Genomic DNA, 16,150 nt, shown 5'->3' on the forward strand with positions numbered 1-16,150 from the left:
TAATGTGAGTCAGTTCGATATCCGTGATGCAGGCGATTACATCGCTCCGAAGGGCTTGTATGAGCAGAATAAAGCCCGGCCGTTTCTGGGCAGTGTGGCCTGCTCGCATACTCAGTTGACTGCCGGTGCGTGGGAAGAGATCCAACTGGTATATACCGTGGGCGCCAGCGGGCTTGCTGACGGCGCATGGCTGAAGCTCGCCTTTAAATTTTACTCGGACTGGGCGCTGTTTCAGACCAGCGATCCCTCGGCAGCCAACTATGTCAGCGCCGAGTATCAGGCAGGCCCGCTAGTGCCAGGACAGAGCCCTGCCACGGTCCAGCATTTGAAGGTGCGTTTTGATCAGAAGGGGCACGAGCGTCCGTTCCAGAAAGCCATTCTGATCGACATTATTGATGGCTACATCAATCCGGGAGACAAAATCATTATCCGCCTGGGCGATCGGCGCCATGGCGGGGGCGGTACGCGTGTACAGAGTTTCGTTGAGAAAGCTTTCCGCTTCCGCCTGTTTGTTGATCCGCTGGGGAGCTCAAAATTTGCTGAGGTACCCGGCGATACGCTGCTGGATATCGTGCCCGGTGAGCCCGCTTCTCTTGCCGCGATCGCGCCAAGGTTGCTGACACCTGAAACGCCTTTCTCCGTTATCGTCCGGCTGGATGACCGCTGGGGGAATACCTGCCGGAGCCTGCCGCTGGCAGGACGCCTGACGCTGACCTCATCGGGAGGTGAAACAGAGCATCATGATTTCCGGCTGGCCGAAGAGGGCTGGGCGATTGCGCGTATCAGCGATTTGCATCTCTGCGCAGGAGAATGGTCGTTCAGCGCCGCACTGGGCACGCTGCCCTTGCTGGAAGGCAAAGGATGGATAACGGTGGAGGAAACCGCCACAGGTCTGCGCCCGCTCTATGCCGATCTTCATGTGCATTCTGATGACACGGTTGGTACCAACGACACGCTGTATAACCTCAGCTACGGGCGTGATGTCGCCGGTCTCGATATTCTTGGCTATACCGCCAACGATTTTAACGTGACTGAAGCGCGCTGGAAGCAGGCGGTAAAGCTGATTAATGCGCTGAACCAGCCAGACAGTTTTGTCTGCTATTCCGGTACCGAGTGGTGCGGTAATACCTGCGCCGGTGGCGATCATAATGTGGTGTTCCTTGAAGATGATGAACCTCAGTTCCCGTTTGATAATCAGGGGCGGCTGGTGCGTTCATTCGAGTGGAATGAGTTCACTGCCGGAACCATCAAACCGGGTGCATGGCCACTTGATGAACTTTATGCGGCCTACGCACGCGAACCGCACAAACATCTGTTAATCCCGCATGTTGGCGGGCGTCGCTGCAACCTGGACTGGCATCACCCGGAGCTGGAGCGCTTGATAGAAGTCGGTTCCGCCTGGGGGCAGTTTCACTGGGTCTATGCCGAGGCGCTCGAACGGGGCTATCGTCTGGGCGCGACCGCCAACAGCGATGAACATCAGGGGCGATGTGGTGGTGGCGTGCCTGCGACAGCCGTCTTCGGATCCCGTGGAGGCCTGACTGGCGTACTTGCTGAACAATTCGACAGAAAAGGTGTGGCTGCAGCGCTTCGTGCCCGCCACACCTATGCCACAACAGGTGAACGAAGCTATGCCGAGTTGCGTGCGGGCGATGCGCTGATGGGAGATGTAGCGGAATTCAGTTCAGCAGATGTACTGCGTTATCGTCTGTTAGGCGATGCGGGCTGGGAAGCGGTAACGCTTTACGATGGAGAAAGAGAGGTATGGCATCGCGATTTGCACGCGGAATTTGGGCGCTCTAAATATCAGTTCCGGGTGCGTCTGGGGGGGGCACGCATTAAGGACCGCTATCGGGGTGCTTACTGGACTGGACATATTGAGGTCACAGGGACACCAATCAATGCGTTTTCCCTCTCGGGCGCAGATCACCCGGAGCAGACCGTCTGGCGTAAAAGTCATACACAGATTGGCTTGCGGACCGACACCAATGGTGACAGCGACACAGTTACTGTCAGTACCGGTGGGCTGGCCGGAGCAAAAATACACGTTCATCTGGACATCAGTAGCTATATCAAAGTGGGCGATCCGCTTTTGCCACAACCACATGCCTGGGCGCCGGTTTTTGAAACGGATATTGATGGTCAAACGCTTCTGATTGCAGGCAAAGAGACTTTTACGCTTCCAGGCACCGAACTTCAGGTAGATATTGAACTGGTTACCGAACAGCCGCTTCCGCGTGATATCAGCGGCGAAATTCCACTTTCTGAACTTATCCTGTCAGAAAAACGGGAACATCCGTTCTTCATCAGTGCCAGGCAAAAGGACCAGTCCCGGATTTGGACCTCAGCCATCTTCTTAACGCGTTAAAGAGTGGCATGCGGCAGTTTCTTGCCGCATTTTCGGTAGCTATTTGTTGTTTAAGAGTCAGACCGTATTGCAATATCTGCGAAAAGGTCGCCGTCCTGCACCAGCGTCTCCAGCCCACCGCTGCCCTGATGTCGTTTTCCCTTGCGTACATGTTGATGAAGGAAGTGTAGCCCCGTTACTTTATCCGTACCCAATATACTGGGGTGTTAGCCAGCCAGACCTGGCACGATCGCTGCCCCCAGTCGTCCATGATCCGGGGGATGCTCCCCCGCTCAATCGTGATGGGGGTGCCAACGATCCTTACGGAGAGGCTCCTTCGCCGTGTTTCTCAGCCCTGCGATTTCTCGCCGTCGCCAATCTGCCAGATAAAGGTTGGCGCTTCGCCGTTAACCAACCAGTTACCGATATTTCGCGCCTTATAAATCACCGGATTGTGCGATGCCACGGTGCGCGCGTTGCGCCAGTGCCGATCCAGGGCCTTACTCACTCGCGTATCCGACGCGCCGAGGGCGTTGAACAGCTCGGTGGCCGCACGCGGGATCCAGTCGCTGGCAATTACCTGAGCCTGGGCCGCTTCGACTTCAGCCAGGCGATTGCGCTGTTCAATGAGCGCTTCGTCGCCGCTGGCATGCGCAAGGTAGGCCTGATGCAACGATTCCGCCGCCTGCAATACCGCCGCCCGCGTCGCCCAACTCCAGCTACTGATTTGTCCCACAACCTGGAGTACCTGCGCATCGTCGCGCGGCACGGCGGCATTGCCGTGGCTGTACATCCGGGTCCGCTTTTTCACGCCTTCGGCGACGTCACGCTCAACCGCCAGGCCAATTCCCGCCAGCGTCGCCAGCAGGATATGCTGATAAAACGCGGTCTGATAACGAAAGCGCTGCGCAAAGTCGTAGACGTGATCCTGCTCCACCTGCGCCTGTTTGAAGCGGGTCGTGCCGCTGCCGGTCAGACGCTGACCGAAGCCGTCCCAGTCATCCTCACGTTCAACGCCGGCCTGGCTCGTGCTGACCAGCGCAATCACATCGCCCTGGTTGTCGCTGCGCCGGGCGAAAACATCTATCCAGTCGGCAAACAGCGTACCTGTGCTATAGAATTTCTCACCGTCCAGCCGCCAGCCGCCTTCAACGGGCGTTACGCGGGTGAAAACCTCCCCCAGCCTGACCGCGCCGATTTCGGTCCAGCCGCTGCCCACCAGCTCGCCGTCGAGGAAGCGACGGAACCAGCGATCGCGCGCCGGCGAGTCAGGTTGATTGAGGCGGTCTTCAACGAAGGCGAAATGCGCCCGCAGCGCCTGCGGCAGGTTGGAGTCGGCCTGAGCCAGCTCAATAAGCAGCGCAATTAATTGCGGCAACGACGCGCCCCAGCCGCCCTTTTCCCGCGGAATGCGTACCGTGCCAAATCCGGCCTCTTTCAGCCAGCGGATCTGCTCATCGGGCAGGATGCGGTTTTGTTCGCGCGCCGCCGCCCCCTGCGCGATACGAGCAAAAATCGGTCGGAAGGTCGCCGCCAGCTGTTCATAGTCGGTGCCGGTAGAGAGTAAAGTCATTTTCTGTTCCTCAATGGTGGCTGTCGTCAATGTCATATTGGGTAGGCTCATGGCGTACCGCGAGCAGGAAGAAAATCGGGATAATGGCGGCCAGCGATACGACCCAGAACATTTGCGTACCGAGCGATGCCTGCAGCAGCGGCAGCACAAACAGCGCCAGCGCGCTGCCAATACCGGAAAGTGCGCGGCTGAAGCCGACCCCGGTGGCGCGAATAGCGGTTGGGTATGAAAGCGCCGGATAGATCATCAACTGCGCGCCGGGACCAAAGCCCTCGGCAAACAGCCACAACCCCAGCATCGCAATCGCCAGCGCTACACCCAGCGCGGCCTGCGGCTGCCCCACCAGCGCGAGGACGATCAGGGCGATAAACTGCAGTGCGAACCCGGCGATCGCGACGTGTCGCGACGGATATTTCCATGCCAGGTGCATCCCCAGCAGCCCACCGGTAAAGGCGAACAGCGCATTGAGTCCCAGCGAAGCGGAGATGGTTTCGAACACGCCAGCGCCAAGGAATTGGGCGAGAATGGACGGCAGGAAAAAGGCGATCGCCGTATACTCAAATGAGATACAGACGTTCATCACCCCAGCGACAATAGTGCGTTCGCGGTACGGTTTTGCAAATAGCACGCGAAAGCTCACTTTGGGCGGCGGAGCAGGACGTTCTGGCGGTGCTTCGTGAGCGTTGATCCCGTAAGAGTCGCGCAGAATACGCACAGCCGAGGTCAAATCGCCCTGGTTGGCCGCCCATAACGGCGATTCATTCATGAATTTGCTGCGCACGGCAATAATCAGCAGCGCCGGAACCGCGCCGAACAGCAGCGATGCGCGCCACAGCCAGTCCAGATGTTCTTTTGGCAACAGGAAATAGAGCCCAAAGATGATTAAAAAACAGACCGTCGAGGCGGCGTACCACATCGGACACCAGGCCGCGAGCCGCGCGGCCTTATTACCCTTCCCGCTAAAGCGGGAAAACTCGGCCAGATAAGACATGGCGACCGGGAGATCGATCCCGACGCCAATCCCCATCAGGAATCGCGCGCCGATTAATACCCAGACATTCGGCGCCAGTCCCGCCGCAATCGCCGATACCACAAAAAATAGCATATCGGCCATAAACACCGAATAACGGCCATATTTATCCGTCAGCCAGCCGCCGATTAAATTACCGATAATCGTGCCGACCATTATTGACGAGGTGACAATGCCGGTTAAAAGTGGCGAGAGCTGGAATTCCCGCACCACATCATCAATACCGTAAGAGAGCGTGGTTAAATCATAAGCGTCGAGGAATACACCGCCGAGCGCGAGGAATACAATCATCCGCGCATATTTACTCTGCTCCCTGCCGGAATTAATTAATCGCGCCACATCCCCGACGCTACTCACCGGTGCCGAAACGGCGCCAGCATTATCAACAGACAGAGTACTCATATTATTTACCTTATATAATTGTGCAGGTGACTCTGGTTATAAGCCGGGCTTTAGCATATTAAAAACAATAAATAATCATATAATTATCAATATATTCAATAAGTTGATAAATAATGACGCCAGTAACCGGGCGAGCAAACGCCCGTCCGGTTATTATCGTTTCATCAATGATGTCTTAGTTTGCTGAGACCGGAACCAGTACGTCTTTGACCAGCGGATCGTCAGTGGTCTTTAACCATGTCTGAATACGCGGATCGGAAAAAGCCTGTTTTAATTTGACAATATTCTCCTGCGATAGATACGGTGTACCGATGACTAACTGCGAGGCAAACGTTTTAGGCGCAGGCGGGAATAATATGCCTTTTTCCCGCGGGACTTTTCCGGCATCAAATTGTGAGACATAACCAATAGCGGCATCCACCGAATTCAGTGCACGCGGCATGGTTAATAAATCCAGCTCTTTAAAATTGAACTTGTGCGGGTTGCCGACAATATTTTTCAGTTTCGCCGTGCGCGGCTCAACCGCCGGATCGAGTGAGATTAACCCTATCCTTTGCAGCAACCATAATGCCTGCCCCTGGTTAGCGCCATCATCCGGCACGACGAGGGTCGCCCCGACGGGCAAATCCTGTACCGATTTATAGCGGTCGGAATAGATCCCGAAGGCCCACTGAAAAACCGGTACGGTCGTCGAAAGCGCAAAACCGTTGGCGTCCACCACCTGCTTAAGCCACCACTGATGTTGATAGATAGTGCCGGCATACTGCCCCTCCGCCACGGCTCTGTCCGCCTGTACCGGATCCTGTACGCCCACCGCCTCCAGCTTCAGGCCATAATCGGGCGCAATATGCTGACTGATGTACTCAATAATTCGCTGCTCGCCCGCCATCGCCGGTTCGTAGTGAATTTTTAACGTCGTACCGAAAACGACCTGCGGCGCCTGCGCGTATCCGCGCCACCACCAGAACGCGACGGCCAGCGCCGCGATCGCTGCCAGCGCCACCAGCCATGGCCAGCGGCGGGCTTTACGGAGTTCAAACTGTTCTGTTGTCATGAAGAAATCCCCTGAGTGTGGCGAAGCTTATTGACCAGACGGTCGCCAAAGAATTGAATGATCTGAATCGTGGCGATCAGCACGACAATGGTGGCGATCATGATGTGATTGTCGAAACGCTGATAGCCGTACACGACCGCCAGATAGCCGATCCCACCCGCACCGATAGTGCCGGCAATCGCCGAATATTCGATCATCGACACCAGGTTAAGCGTGACCGCCGCCACCAGCGCAGGCAGCGCCTCGCTGAGCTGCGCGTGGCGGATTATCTGCCAGCGCGAACCGCCGCACACCAGCCCCACCGCGGTAACCTCCGCCGGGAGTTCGCGCAGGGCGTTTTCCACCAGACGGCCAAAAAATGGCACGCCAGCGGCAATCATCGGCACCACCGCGGCAGGGATGCCGATAGTGGTGCCCGTAAGCCAGAACGTAAACGGGATAATCGCCGCCATTAACACCAGAAAGGGCAGAGAGCGCCCCATGTTGACGCCCCAGTTAAGCACCTGGTAAAGCGCGGGACGCGGAAATAATCCTCGCGGCGAGGCGTTGAATAACACCACGCCCACCACGCCGCCAAGGGTCACCACAAACAGCATCACAATGGCAACCATCAGCCAGGTTTCACCATAAGCAGGCAGCAGCAATGTGTGGATTTCATGCCACGGCGTATCCTGGCTTATCACTGTCGGTTTCATACCGCCTCCTGTAGCTCGGGGGCATGTGCAAGGATTTCCGCCGCAATGCCCAGCTGCGCTAAAAGCGCGATCGTTCGATCCGCTGACAGTCGTTGTCCCTGAAATCGGACGCCGACCTGTAAACGCCCCGCCAGTTGACCGTTGATCACTTCCACATGGCCGCCGAGCAAATCTATCTGTAGCGCATGCTGGTGGCTCAGACGGCTGATCCAGTCAGTCGCCACCGGCACATCCCAGCGATAACTCAGGCGCAGCAGCAGATCGCTGTTAACAGCGATGGGCGACAGCGGCAATAGCTGCTGACCAAGCAGGGAATCCGGACGGGCCAGCAGCTCTTTCACCTGCCCGTACTGGACTATCGCGCCATCGCGGATTTCCGCCACCGCATCCGCCGCGGAGCGTACCGCATCCATTTCATGAGTAATCAGGACTATCGCCAGCCGGTACTCATCACGTAGCTGTCGGAGCAAACCCAGCACCGTGGCGGTCGCCTGGGGATCCAGCCCAGACGTGGCCTCGTCCGCCAGCAGTACCGACGGACGTAATGCCAGCGCGCGAGCGATACCAATGCGCTGACGCTGTCCGCCGGAAAGCTGGGACGGATAGGCCTCCGCTTTGTGACTCAGCCCTACGCTCTCCAGTAGTTCACCGACCCGCGCCTTAATGTCGCGTTCCACCACGCCCAGATACTCCAGCGGCACCGCGATGTTTTGCCACGCCGTTTTGCGATTCAGCAGCGCTGAGGATTGAAAAACGGTGCCGATCGCGCGCCGTTCACGCCGCAGCGCCTCCCCTGACAGTAATGACAAGTCTTTGCCGTTAACCTTGATACTGCCGCTATCGGGGCGTTCCAGCAGGCTGATGCAGCGCGCCAGGGTCGATTTCCCCGCGCCGCTCGGCCCTACCACCGCAGTGATGGAGCTGGCGGGCACCCTGAGCGATAATCCCTTCAGAACCTCGCTGACGCGGCCATCCGCCGTGCGGTAGCGTTTATGCAGATTATCGATATCAATCATGCCGCCGTCTCCTTCGCCCCGACATCGTTTCGCACACCGCGACGGTAGTCTGCCCCCGGATGCGGCGCGGTCAGGCGCGGCCCGGCGCCGAACAGTTTTTCGCGCAGCGTGCCTTCCCGGTAATCCTGCTTAAAGACGCCGCGTTTTTGCAGCTCTGGTATTAATAGCTCCACCACGTCGCGGAAGGTTTCATGCGTCACGGCGTAGGCCAGATTGAAGCCATCGACATCGGTTTCCTCGACCCAGGATTGCAGTTCATCGGCCACCGTTTCCGCACTGCCGACGAGCAGCGGGCCAAAGCCGCCGATACCCACCCAGTCCGCCAGCGCTTCCACCGTCCATTGACGATTCGGGTCGGCGGTGGAAAATGCCTCAACCGCCGACTGGATGGCGTTGGTATGCAGGTATTTCAGCACCTGGTCCGGCCGATACTGACCGAAGTCAATACCGGTCCAGCCGGAGATCAGCGCCAGCGTTGCCTGCCGATAGTCGCCCGGCCATTCCTCGCTTTCTCCGCTAAGGTTGCTCTGCGAGAGCAACCTACGGCGAGAGAACGCCAATATGTTGATATTTTCGTCAGCTTTCTGCGTCATTATCCATTTCCTATATAACCATATTCGATATTTATCGAAGAGTTATTTTAATTTTGTTATATGGGTGTTAGCGATAATCATGCCAAAGGCTGCGCATTATTTAATTCATGTTAATCAATGGCTTTAATAAATTGGCTTGCGCAAGAGCTGTTGCGAATGCGCCAACTGATGCACACCGCCTGTTGTATTAGCAACAGCCGGGCAAGGCGTGTCTCTGGTTGCTGGTGCCAGCACTATTACGTTGCGACGCCTGCAACGCGTGCGAGTTAAAGTTGTTCACTGGGTTGACGGTTCTTGCTTTAATCCCGAACGAATAGCAGCATCGGAAAGTGGGAGTTTGGGGCTGAAACGACCTGGGTGAAGATACTCGGAATGCGAAAGGAGAAACTGGCGCTGTAAGCCGCGCCAGTTGTGAGTTTAGCGATGGTTGCCTGATGTTAGCAGGAGGTCAGTACGCATCAGTGCTTCAGGATATACATTGTGCGGCTATAGGCCACGTCCTCCGGATTGGCTATCGGATACCCTTTCAGCCACGGTTTAATCAGACGCCCGTTGGTGTACTGATAAATCGGCGCGATGGGCGCTTTCGCCATAATGATTTTTTCCGCCGTGTTGTAATCGTCATTGCGCGCCTTTTCCGATGTTTCCAGCGCCGCCTGGGTCAGAATTTTGTCGTAGGCCGGATCGTTGAAACGGGAGATATTACCGCTGTGGGTCGAGGTGAGCAGCGACAGGAACGTCGACGGCTCGTTGTAATCCCCGACCCATGAGGCGCGAATCACATCGAAGTTGCCGGTATTGCGGCTGTCGATATAGGTTTTCCACTCCTGATTTTGCAGCTTCACGTCGACGCCCAGATTTTTCTTCCACATGGAAGCCACCGCAATCGCGATTTTCTGGTGGTTCTCCGAGGTGTTGTACAGCAGCGTCAGCTTCAGCGGACGGTTCGGACCGTAGCCCGCCGCCTGCAGCAGCGCTTTGGCCTGGGCATTCAGCTCGGCCTGGCTCATGCTCTCGATTTGCGTCGGCTGCGGGGTAAAGCCTGCGGTCACGTCCGGGGTAAAGCGCCAGGCCGGTTTCTCGCCGGTACCCAGAATTTTCTCCGCCATCAGACGGCGATCGATAGTCATGCTGAGCGCCAGGCGGACGCGCTCATCGGCGGTTGGCCCTTTCTGCGTGTTAAACGCGTAATAATAAGTACCCAGCTGCGGCGGGGTATAGACCTGCCCCGGAATATCCTTCAGCAGCTTCTGGTACAGATTTTTCGGGAACGACTCGGTGATATCGATATCGCCGGCCAGATAACGTTTGGTGGCCGCCGATTCCTGGTTAATGGGCGTAAATGTGACCTGCTGGATCACCGTTTTGCCGTTATCCCAGTAGTGCGTATTGGGAACCACCACCAGCTTTTCATTCACCACGCGATCTTTTAAGACATACGCGCCGTTGCCAATCAGGCTTCCCGGACGCGTCCAGTTGTCGCCGCTCTCCACGTTAGCCTTCTGCACCGGATAGAAAGCAAAGCTCGCCGTCAGATTGCTGAACCACGGCAGCGGTTTATCCAGCTGCACGCGCAAGGTACGCGCGTCCACGGCGGTGACGCCGAGGGTATCCGGCGCGGCTTTACCATCAATAATATTTTGCGCATTGGCGATTCCGGCCAGCGCAGCAAACCAGGCAAACGGGGAGGTGGTTTTAGGATCAACCAGCCGCCGCCAGCTATAGACGAAATCCTCCGCCGTTACCGGCGTTCCGTCGGACCAGCGGGCGTTATCGCGCAGGGTAAATGTCCAGACGCGATTATCATTGCTCTGCCAGCGAGTCGCCACGCCTGGGATCAGATTGCCTTTCTCGTCCTGATTGACTAAACCTTCAAAAAGATCGCGGATAACCTGAATTTCAGGCAGACCGACGGCTTTGGCGGGATCTAAGGAGGCGGGTTCATCTTTGATGTGCCGCACCAGCACCTGTTTTTCGGCTAATACGGTGCCCGGTGGGACATCGGCCGCCCAGGCAAGAGAAGAGATGCTGGCTAACCACAGCGCGCCGCATGTCAATGTGACAGGATACTTCATAAGATCCCCTTTAAAATAAAAAAACCAGAGCTGGCAGTGCGATAATTATTTGTTTCATCACCTGAAATTGCAAACGGCTTGTGAAAGAAAGTTGACATATATGCTGATTTCCTCCTCGCTGGAAACTATTTGATTCCGGGACGGTTTTACACAACACTGCTGAAAAATAACCTGACAACAGGATGCCCTATGCCCGTTTCTCGTCCTCGCCCTCAGCGCGGTGATTTTCCGCCCGGCACACAACGCTATGGCCAGTCTCACCTCGGCGCACCGCTGTTGTGGTTCCCTGCACCGCTGGCCGATAGCCGCAGCGGCCTGATACTTGCCGGTACCCACGGCGATGAAAACGCATCGATTGTCACCCTCTCCTGCGCGCTACGTACGCTCAAACCCGAGCTGCGCCGCCATCATGTCGTGCTGGCGGTCAACCCGGACGGTTGCCAGCTGGGGCTGCGCGCCAACGCGCGCGGCATCGACCTGAACCGGAATTTTCCGGCGGCAAACTGGAAAGAAGGCGAAACGGTTTATCGCTGGAACAGCGCGGCGGAACAGCGCGATGTGGTTCTGCTCACCGGCGAAAAACCCGGTTCAGAACCGGAAACCCAGGCGCTGTGCCAGCTGATCCACCAGATCCATCCCGCGTGGGTGGTCTCGTTTCACGATCCGCTGGCCTGTATTGAAGACCCCGGCCACAGCGCGCTGGGGCAGTGGCTTGCCGGGGCGTTCAGCCTGCCGCTGGTGGGCAGCGTCGGCTATGAAACGCCCGGCTCCTTTGGCAGCTGGTGCGCGGATATCGGCCTGCCCTGCATCACCGCCGAATTCCCGCCGATATCCGCCGACGAGGCGACGGATAAATACCTTCAGGCGATGACGGACCTGCTGCACTGGCATCCTCAAAGATGAAGCACGCCGGTGCTGAAATGCAGCGCCGGCTCAACGTCCACCGCCAGCCAGGTCGGGCCATCGAGGTCGGCAAATCGGGCCAGCGGCGCCAGCGGCAGCGCCGCGCTGATGGCTCTTGAGGTACACAGCATACAGCCCAGCATCCGCGCAAATCCCAGGCGCTCCGCCTCCTCAGCCAATAGCAGCGCTTCGGTCAGACCGCCGGTCTTATCCAGTTTGATATTGACCATCTCATAGCGGCCGCGCAGCGCCGCCAGGCTGTCGCGCGTATGACAGCTCTCATCGGCGCAAATGGGCAGCGGGTGGATAAAATTCTCCAGCGCTTCATCGGCCCCAGCCGGAAGCGGCTGTTCCAGCATCGCCACGCCGATATCCGCCAGCAGCTGACAGCGCTCGGCCAGGCCATCGCTGCGCCAGGCTTCGTTGGCATCCACGATGAGCGTTGCCTGCGGAACCGCTTCACGAATGGCAATCAACCGCTCGCTAATCAGATGATCGTCGAGCTTTACTTTTAGCAACGTGGCCCCTTTTTCCCACAGCGCCGCCGCGCTCGCCGCCATCTGGTCCGGCGTGCCGATAACCACCGTTTGCGCCGTAACCACCCGGCTGGGCAGCGTCACGCCCAACAGCTGCGCGATGCTCTTACCCGCGCTGCGCGCCTGACAGTCCCAGAGCGCGCAATCCACGGCGTTACGCGCGGCCCCGGGGGGCAGCAGGTGCTGAATCTGCTCACGAGAGACGCCGCGTTCAATCTGTTCGCCAATCGCCATAATCTGCGCCATCACCGAGGCTATACTCTCTCCGTAACGAGGATAGGGCGTGCACTCACCTGTCCCCTTGACGCCATTCTCTTCAATCTCCACCACCACGACTTTTGCCTCGCTGCGGCTGCCGCGGGCGATCACAAACGGAGTATGTAACGGCCAGGCTTCTTCATAGACTCGCAGATTTCGCATTCCCTGAACCTCGCAGGTAAGTATTAAAAGGATTTGCCGTGCTGATGACGGATGTCATACACTAGCCGCGACGTTAACTATATGTAAACAGGAAGATAACCATGTCACAAACCGTGCATTTCCAGGGCAACCCCGTTTCTGTTCAAGGCACCATTCCGCAGGCAGGCGCTAAAGCGCAGCCGTTTACGCTGGTGGCCAAAGATCTCTCTGACGTCGCGCTGAGCCAGTTCGCCGGCTCCCGTAAAGTGCTGAACATTTTCCCAAGCATCGATACCGGCGTTTGCGCGGCATCGGTACGTAAATTTAACCAGCTGGCGTCTGAACTGGACAACACCGTCGTGCTGTGCATTTCCGCTGACCTGCCGTTCGCGCAGTCTCGCTTCTGCGGCGCTGAAGGCCTGAACAACGTTGTCACTCTGTCCACCCTGCGCGGCGCGCAGTTCCTGGCCGACTACGGCGTCGCTATCTCTGCGGGCCCGCTGGCCGGTCTGGCGGCGCGTGCTGTGGTCGTCATTGATGAAAATGACCAGGTTGTTTACAGCCAGCTGGTGAATGAAATCACCGAAGAGCCGGACTACGACGCAGCCCTGGCCGCGCTGAAAGCGTAATATCCTCGCTGAGTTACGTAAGCCCTCGTTAAACGGGGGCTTTTTTTATTGCCGCGCCGCATAGCGGGAGATGAAGCGCGCAATCGCCGGGCCGGTCAATAAGATGGTGAACAGGCGCAGCGTCTGCATTGCCATAATAAACGACATATCCGCCCGCGTACCGGCGGCGATAATCGCCACCGTGTCCAGTCCGCCCGGACTGGTTGCCAGATAGGCGGTCATAAAGTCCAGCGGCAAAACCTGCGTCAGCCCATAAGCCATCAGCGCGCACAGCAGGATCAGGCCGATAATCGATGCCAGGATCTGCGGCAGGGTTTTCAGCGCCAGCAGGAAAATCTGTTTATTAAACTTTAGACCAACGCTCCAGCCGACGGCGGCATAGGCCAGCGCCAGCAGCCATTCGGGAAGTTCGAGCAGCAGCCAGCCTTCTCCCTGCACCAGCGCGCCAATCAGCATCGGGAAGAGCATCGCCCCGGAAGGAAAGCGCAGCCGCAGCCCAAGCCACCCCGCCGCCGCCGTCAACAGCAGCGTAAGCGGCAGCTGCCGGCTGATCGGCGGAAACCAGGCGACCTGCTGAGTCATCTCCTGCGCTTCACCGCCGAGCGCGACGCGCACCACCAGCGCCGCGGCGCCGGCAACAAACAGCACCCGCAGATACTGCATCAGCGCGACCAGCCGGACATCGGCGCCGTACTCCTGGGCCATAATCACCATCGCCGAGGCGCCGCCCGGCGAACTCCCCCACGCTCCGGTGGCGCCGGGCAGATCGCTGTAGCGCACCAGCAGCCATCCCGCCAGCGCGCTGATAGCGAGCGTGGAAAAGAGAATCAGCAGCACCAGCGCCCAGTTTGCCAGCAGAACGCCGAAAATGGAGGGCGTCAGGCTGCGGGCAATCATGCAGCCGATAATCGTCTGGGCGGCAATAAAAAAGGGACGGGGTACGCGAATTTCCGCACCGCGCAGGCTCAGGCTGATGCCGGCAATCATCGGCCCCAGCAGCAGCGCGGCGGGAAGGTGAAACCAGAACAGCACAAAAGAGATCGCGCTGGAGAGCGCCAGCAGTTTCATCCATTGAAAAAAATGACTACGCCAGATCCGCATGCGTATGCCTGCCATAAAGAGGGTAAAAACGCAGTATATACCGATTCATTTGACGCCAGCCCCCCTCCCTTTTCTGGAAATGCCGGCCGGCGGCGCAGGCAGCCGGCCGACGGGCATTACTCATCGCCCTTTTTCTGGCTCAGGCCATATTCACGCAGCTTGTTGGCGATGGCGGTATGCGAGACGCCAAGACGCTTGGCCAGCTTACGCGTGCTGGGGAAGCTGCGATAAAGCTGGGTGAGCACCGAGCGTTCGAAACGACGGGTAATATCATCCAGCGAGCCTTCCATCGCTTCTTCGCCTACCGCCAGCGAGGAGACGTCGTGATCCGGCAGCAGAATATCCTGAGGGCGCAGCTCGAAACCGTCCAGCTGCGTCAGCGCGCGATAGATCGCATTTTTGAGCTGGCGCACGTTGCCCGGCCAGCTGTAGCGCATCAAAACGCTGTTCAAATCAGCGGAGAGTTTCGGCCGCGGGATGCCCTGCTCATCGGCAAAACGCGCCACGAACAGCTCGGTCAGCGGCATGATGTCCTGCGGGCAATCGCGCAGCGGCGGCAGATACAGGGTCAGGACGTTAAGACGATAGTAGAGGTCCTCGCGGAACAGCCCTTTTTGCACCAGCTCCACCAGGTTTTTCTGGGTAGCGCAGATCACCCGGACATCAACGTGGACTTCATGATCTTCACCAACGCGGCGGAAAGTTCCATCGTTAAGGAAGCGCAGCAGCTTGGTCTGCATGCGCGGCGACATTTCGCCAATTTCATCCAGCAAAACCGAGCCGCCGTTAGCCTGCTCGAAGAAGCCTTTCTTGCCCTGAACGGCGTCGCCGAACAGCTCGCTCTCCACCGCGTCTTCCGGGATGGAGCCGCAGTTCAGCGCCAGATAAGGTTTCCCCGCGCGCGGGCTGGCCAGATGGCAGGCGTGGGCCAGCAAATCTTTCCCTGTGCCGGTATCACCGACGATCAGCAGCGGCGCGCTGAGCATGGCCAGCTTACGGGCCTGCTCGACAACGTGGCGCATTTTCGGCCCAACGGCGAGGATCTGGCTAAAGGCGCTGGTGTCCTGAATGGTCATCGTTTGCAGCTGGCGCCCCATACGGACCGTCGAACGCAGCATCGCTACCGCGCCGGTCAGTACCTTCTCGCCGTGTTCGCCTTCGAGATAAACCGGAGTGATCTCCAGCAGGAAGTTCTGCCCGTTGACCACCACGTGCTCGGCGTGGGACTCCTGCGGACTGTTTTCCAGCCAGCGCTGGACGTTAAAATCGGTAATCAGCTGCGCGACCGGGTGGCTGCGCAGCTTCTCCTGACTCTGGCCAAACAGCTGGCAGCTGGCCGGGTTAGCCAGTTCGACTTTTCCTTTGGTGTCGAGAGACAGCACCGGCTCAGGCATCGCCACCAGCAGCGCGCTGAGCGCCAGATGTTCGCGCTCTGACGGCATCCACGCCACGGTGCGCACGTCGGTGACGCCGGCGATACGACGAATTTCCGCCATCAGGCTGCTGAAGCTGGCGAAATCCAGCTCGGCGAAGTTGAGATAAATTCGGCCAATAGGGTCAATATCGATGCCCCGCAGGTCGATACCGCGCAGCACCAGTAAATCGAGCAATTCACGAGTCAGACCAAGACGGTCTTCACAAAAGACTTCAAGACGCATAGGCGTTTTCACCCTAAAGAGGCCAATAACCGATGAATGATAGGACAGTTATTTGCTGGCGTGAAGATAGCTGTCAACAATTATTGACAGTATGGCGGAAAAATGGCCTTTCTGCCGTAAAGTTATGCGCTCAGAGGAA

Annotated in this window: 12 protein-coding genes and 1 pseudogene; 3 read left to right on the forward strand and 10 right to left on the reverse strand. The window is 57.9% G+C overall.

The window, feature by feature from the left end; all coding sequences use genetic code 11:
- Positions 1 to 4: 4 nt before the first annotated feature.
- A complete protein-coding gene (locus F8562_RS09900) occupies positions 5 to 2,368 on the forward strand; it encodes a hypothetical protein (RefSeq protein WP_032692771.1) in 2,364 nt (787 codons plus the stop codon).
- A gap of 328 nt (positions 2,369 to 2,696) precedes the next feature.
- Here F8562_RS09900 and F8562_RS09905 read toward each other — a convergent pair whose 3' ends face one another.
- The 7 genes and pseudogenes from F8562_RS09905 to F8562_RS09935 form a co-directional block, all read right to left on the reverse strand.
- The gene (locus F8562_RS09905) at positions 2,697 to 3,920 is read right to left on the reverse strand and encodes an acyl-CoA dehydrogenase family protein (RefSeq protein WP_032719789.1); all 1,224 of its coding nucleotides are present in this window, start codon (positions 3,918 to 3,920) and stop codon (positions 2,697 to 2,699) included.
- A 10-nt stretch (positions 3,921 to 3,930) separates the two neighbouring features.
- The gene (locus tag F8562_RS09910; RefSeq protein WP_014838232.1) at positions 3,931 to 5,352 is read right to left on the reverse strand and encodes an MFS transporter; all 1,422 of its coding nucleotides are present in this window, start codon (positions 5,350 to 5,352) and stop codon (positions 3,931 to 3,933) included.
- Positions 5,353 to 5,527: 175 nt separating this feature from the next.
- The gene (locus tag F8562_RS09915; RefSeq protein WP_014838231.1) at positions 5,528 to 6,406 is read right to left on the reverse strand and encodes a MetQ/NlpA family ABC transporter substrate-binding protein; all 879 of its coding nucleotides are present in this window, start codon (positions 6,404 to 6,406) and stop codon (positions 5,528 to 5,530) included.
- Entirely contained in the window at positions 6,403 to 7,101 is a 699-nt protein-coding gene (locus tag F8562_RS09920) for a methionine ABC transporter permease (protein ID WP_014229035.1), read from the reverse strand. Before F8562_RS09920 ends, F8562_RS09915 begins: the two co-directional genes overlap by 4 nt.
- On the reverse strand, positions 7,098 to 8,117 hold the full coding sequence (locus F8562_RS09925) for a methionine ABC transporter ATP-binding protein (RefSeq protein WP_014229034.1): 1,020 nt from the start codon (positions 8,115 to 8,117) through the stop codon (positions 7,098 to 7,100). Before F8562_RS09925 ends, F8562_RS09920 begins: the two co-directional genes overlap by 4 nt.
- Positions 8,114 to 8,599: pseudogene (locus F8562_RS09930) on the reverse strand (coenzyme F420-dependent N5 N10-methylene tetrahydromethanopterin reductase-like protein); the annotation flags it as partial. The pseudogene F8562_RS09930 and the gene F8562_RS09925, both read right to left, overlap by 4 nt.
- Before the next feature lie 569 nt (positions 8,600 to 9,168).
- Entirely contained in the window at positions 9,169 to 10,785 is a 1,617-nt protein-coding gene (locus tag F8562_RS09935) for a peptide ABC transporter substrate-binding protein (protein WP_014838229.1), read from the reverse strand.
- Positions 10,786 to 10,974: 189 nt separating this feature from the next.
- Between F8562_RS09935 and mpaA the strand changes: the two genes are divergently transcribed.
- Positions 10,975 to 11,688 carry a murein tripeptide amidase MpaA gene (mpaA, locus tag F8562_RS09940; RefSeq protein WP_004850230.1) on the forward strand — a complete coding sequence of 238 codons (714 nt, stop codon included), beginning with the start codon at positions 10,975 to 10,977 and terminating at the stop codon, positions 11,686 to 11,688.
- On the opposite strand, the gene ycjG is transcribed toward mpaA, so the two are convergent.
- A complete protein-coding gene (gene ycjG / locus F8562_RS09945) occupies positions 11,679 to 12,644 on the reverse strand; it encodes an L-Ala-D/L-Glu epimerase (protein WP_014229032.1) in 966 nt (321 codons plus the stop codon). The genes mpaA and ycjG overlap by 10 nt on opposite strands.
- A 101-nt stretch (positions 12,645 to 12,745) precedes the next feature.
- Here ycjG and tpx point away from each other — a divergent pair, with 101 nt between their 5' ends.
- Entirely contained in the window at positions 12,746 to 13,252 is a 507-nt protein-coding gene (gene tpx / locus F8562_RS09950; RefSeq protein WP_004850226.1) for a thiol peroxidase, read from the forward strand.
- A 45-nt stretch (positions 13,253 to 13,297) separates the two neighbouring features.
- Here the strand turns inward: tpx and F8562_RS09955 are convergent, their stop codons facing one another.
- Both F8562_RS09955 and tyrR read right to left on the reverse strand, forming a co-directional pair.
- The gene (locus F8562_RS09955) at positions 13,298 to 14,353 is read right to left on the reverse strand and encodes an AbrB family transcriptional regulator (protein WP_014838228.1); all 1,056 of its coding nucleotides are present in this window, start codon (positions 14,351 to 14,353) and stop codon (positions 13,298 to 13,300) included.
- A gap of 116 nt (positions 14,354 to 14,469) precedes the next feature.
- Entirely contained in the window at positions 14,470 to 16,011 is a 1,542-nt protein-coding gene (gene tyrR / locus F8562_RS09960; protein WP_004850219.1) for a transcriptional regulator TyrR, read from the reverse strand.
- Between the last annotated feature and the right edge of the window lie 139 nt (positions 16,012 to 16,150).

This window comes from Klebsiella sp. RCJ4 (assembly GCF_009025755.1).
Classification (GTDB): Bacteria; Pseudomonadota; Gammaproteobacteria; order Enterobacterales; family Enterobacteriaceae; genus Klebsiella; species Klebsiella michiganensis.

What these genes read in the sequence shown, in the direction of transcription:
- F8562_RS09905 (WP_032719789.1), bottom strand. Translation starts at nt 3,920, where the DNA reads ATGACTTTACTCTCTACCGGCACCGACTATGAACAGCTGGCGGCGACC.
- F8562_RS09910 (WP_014838232.1), bottom strand. Translation starts at nt 5,352, where the DNA reads ATGAGTACTCTGTCTGTTGATAATGCTGGCGCCGTTTCGGCACCGGTG.
- F8562_RS09915 (WP_014838231.1), bottom strand. Translation starts at nt 6,406, where the DNA reads ATGACAACAGAACAGTTTGAACTCCGTAAAGCCCGCCGCTGGCCATGG.
- F8562_RS09920 (WP_014229035.1), bottom strand. Translation starts at nt 7,101, where the DNA reads ATGAAACCGACAGTGATAAGCCAGGATACGCCGTGGCATGAAATCCAC.
- F8562_RS09925 (WP_014229034.1), bottom strand. Translation starts at nt 8,117, where the DNA reads ATGATTGATATCGATAATCTGCATAAACGCTACCGCACGGCGGATGGC.
- F8562_RS09935 (WP_014838229.1), bottom strand. Translation starts at nt 10,785, where the DNA reads ATGAAGTATCCTGTCACATTGACATGCGGCGCGCTGTGGTTAGCCAGC.
- mpaA (WP_004850230.1), top strand. Translation starts at nt 10,975, where the DNA reads ATGCCCGTTTCTCGTCCTCGCCCTCAGCGCGGTGATTTTCCGCCCGGC.
- ycjG (WP_014229032.1), bottom strand. Translation starts at nt 12,644, where the DNA reads ATGCGAAATCTGCGAGTCTATGAAGAAGCCTGGCCGTTACATACTCCG.
- tpx (WP_004850226.1), top strand. Translation starts at nt 12,746, where the DNA reads ATGTCACAAACCGTGCATTTCCAGGGCAACCCCGTTTCTGTTCAAGGC.
- F8562_RS09955 (WP_014838228.1), bottom strand. Translation starts at nt 14,353, where the DNA reads ATGCGGATCTGGCGTAGTCATTTTTTTCAATGGATGAAACTGCTGGCG.
- tyrR (WP_004850219.1), bottom strand. Translation starts at nt 16,011, where the DNA reads ATGCGTCTTGAAGTCTTTTGTGAAGACCGTCTTGGTCTGACTCGTGAA.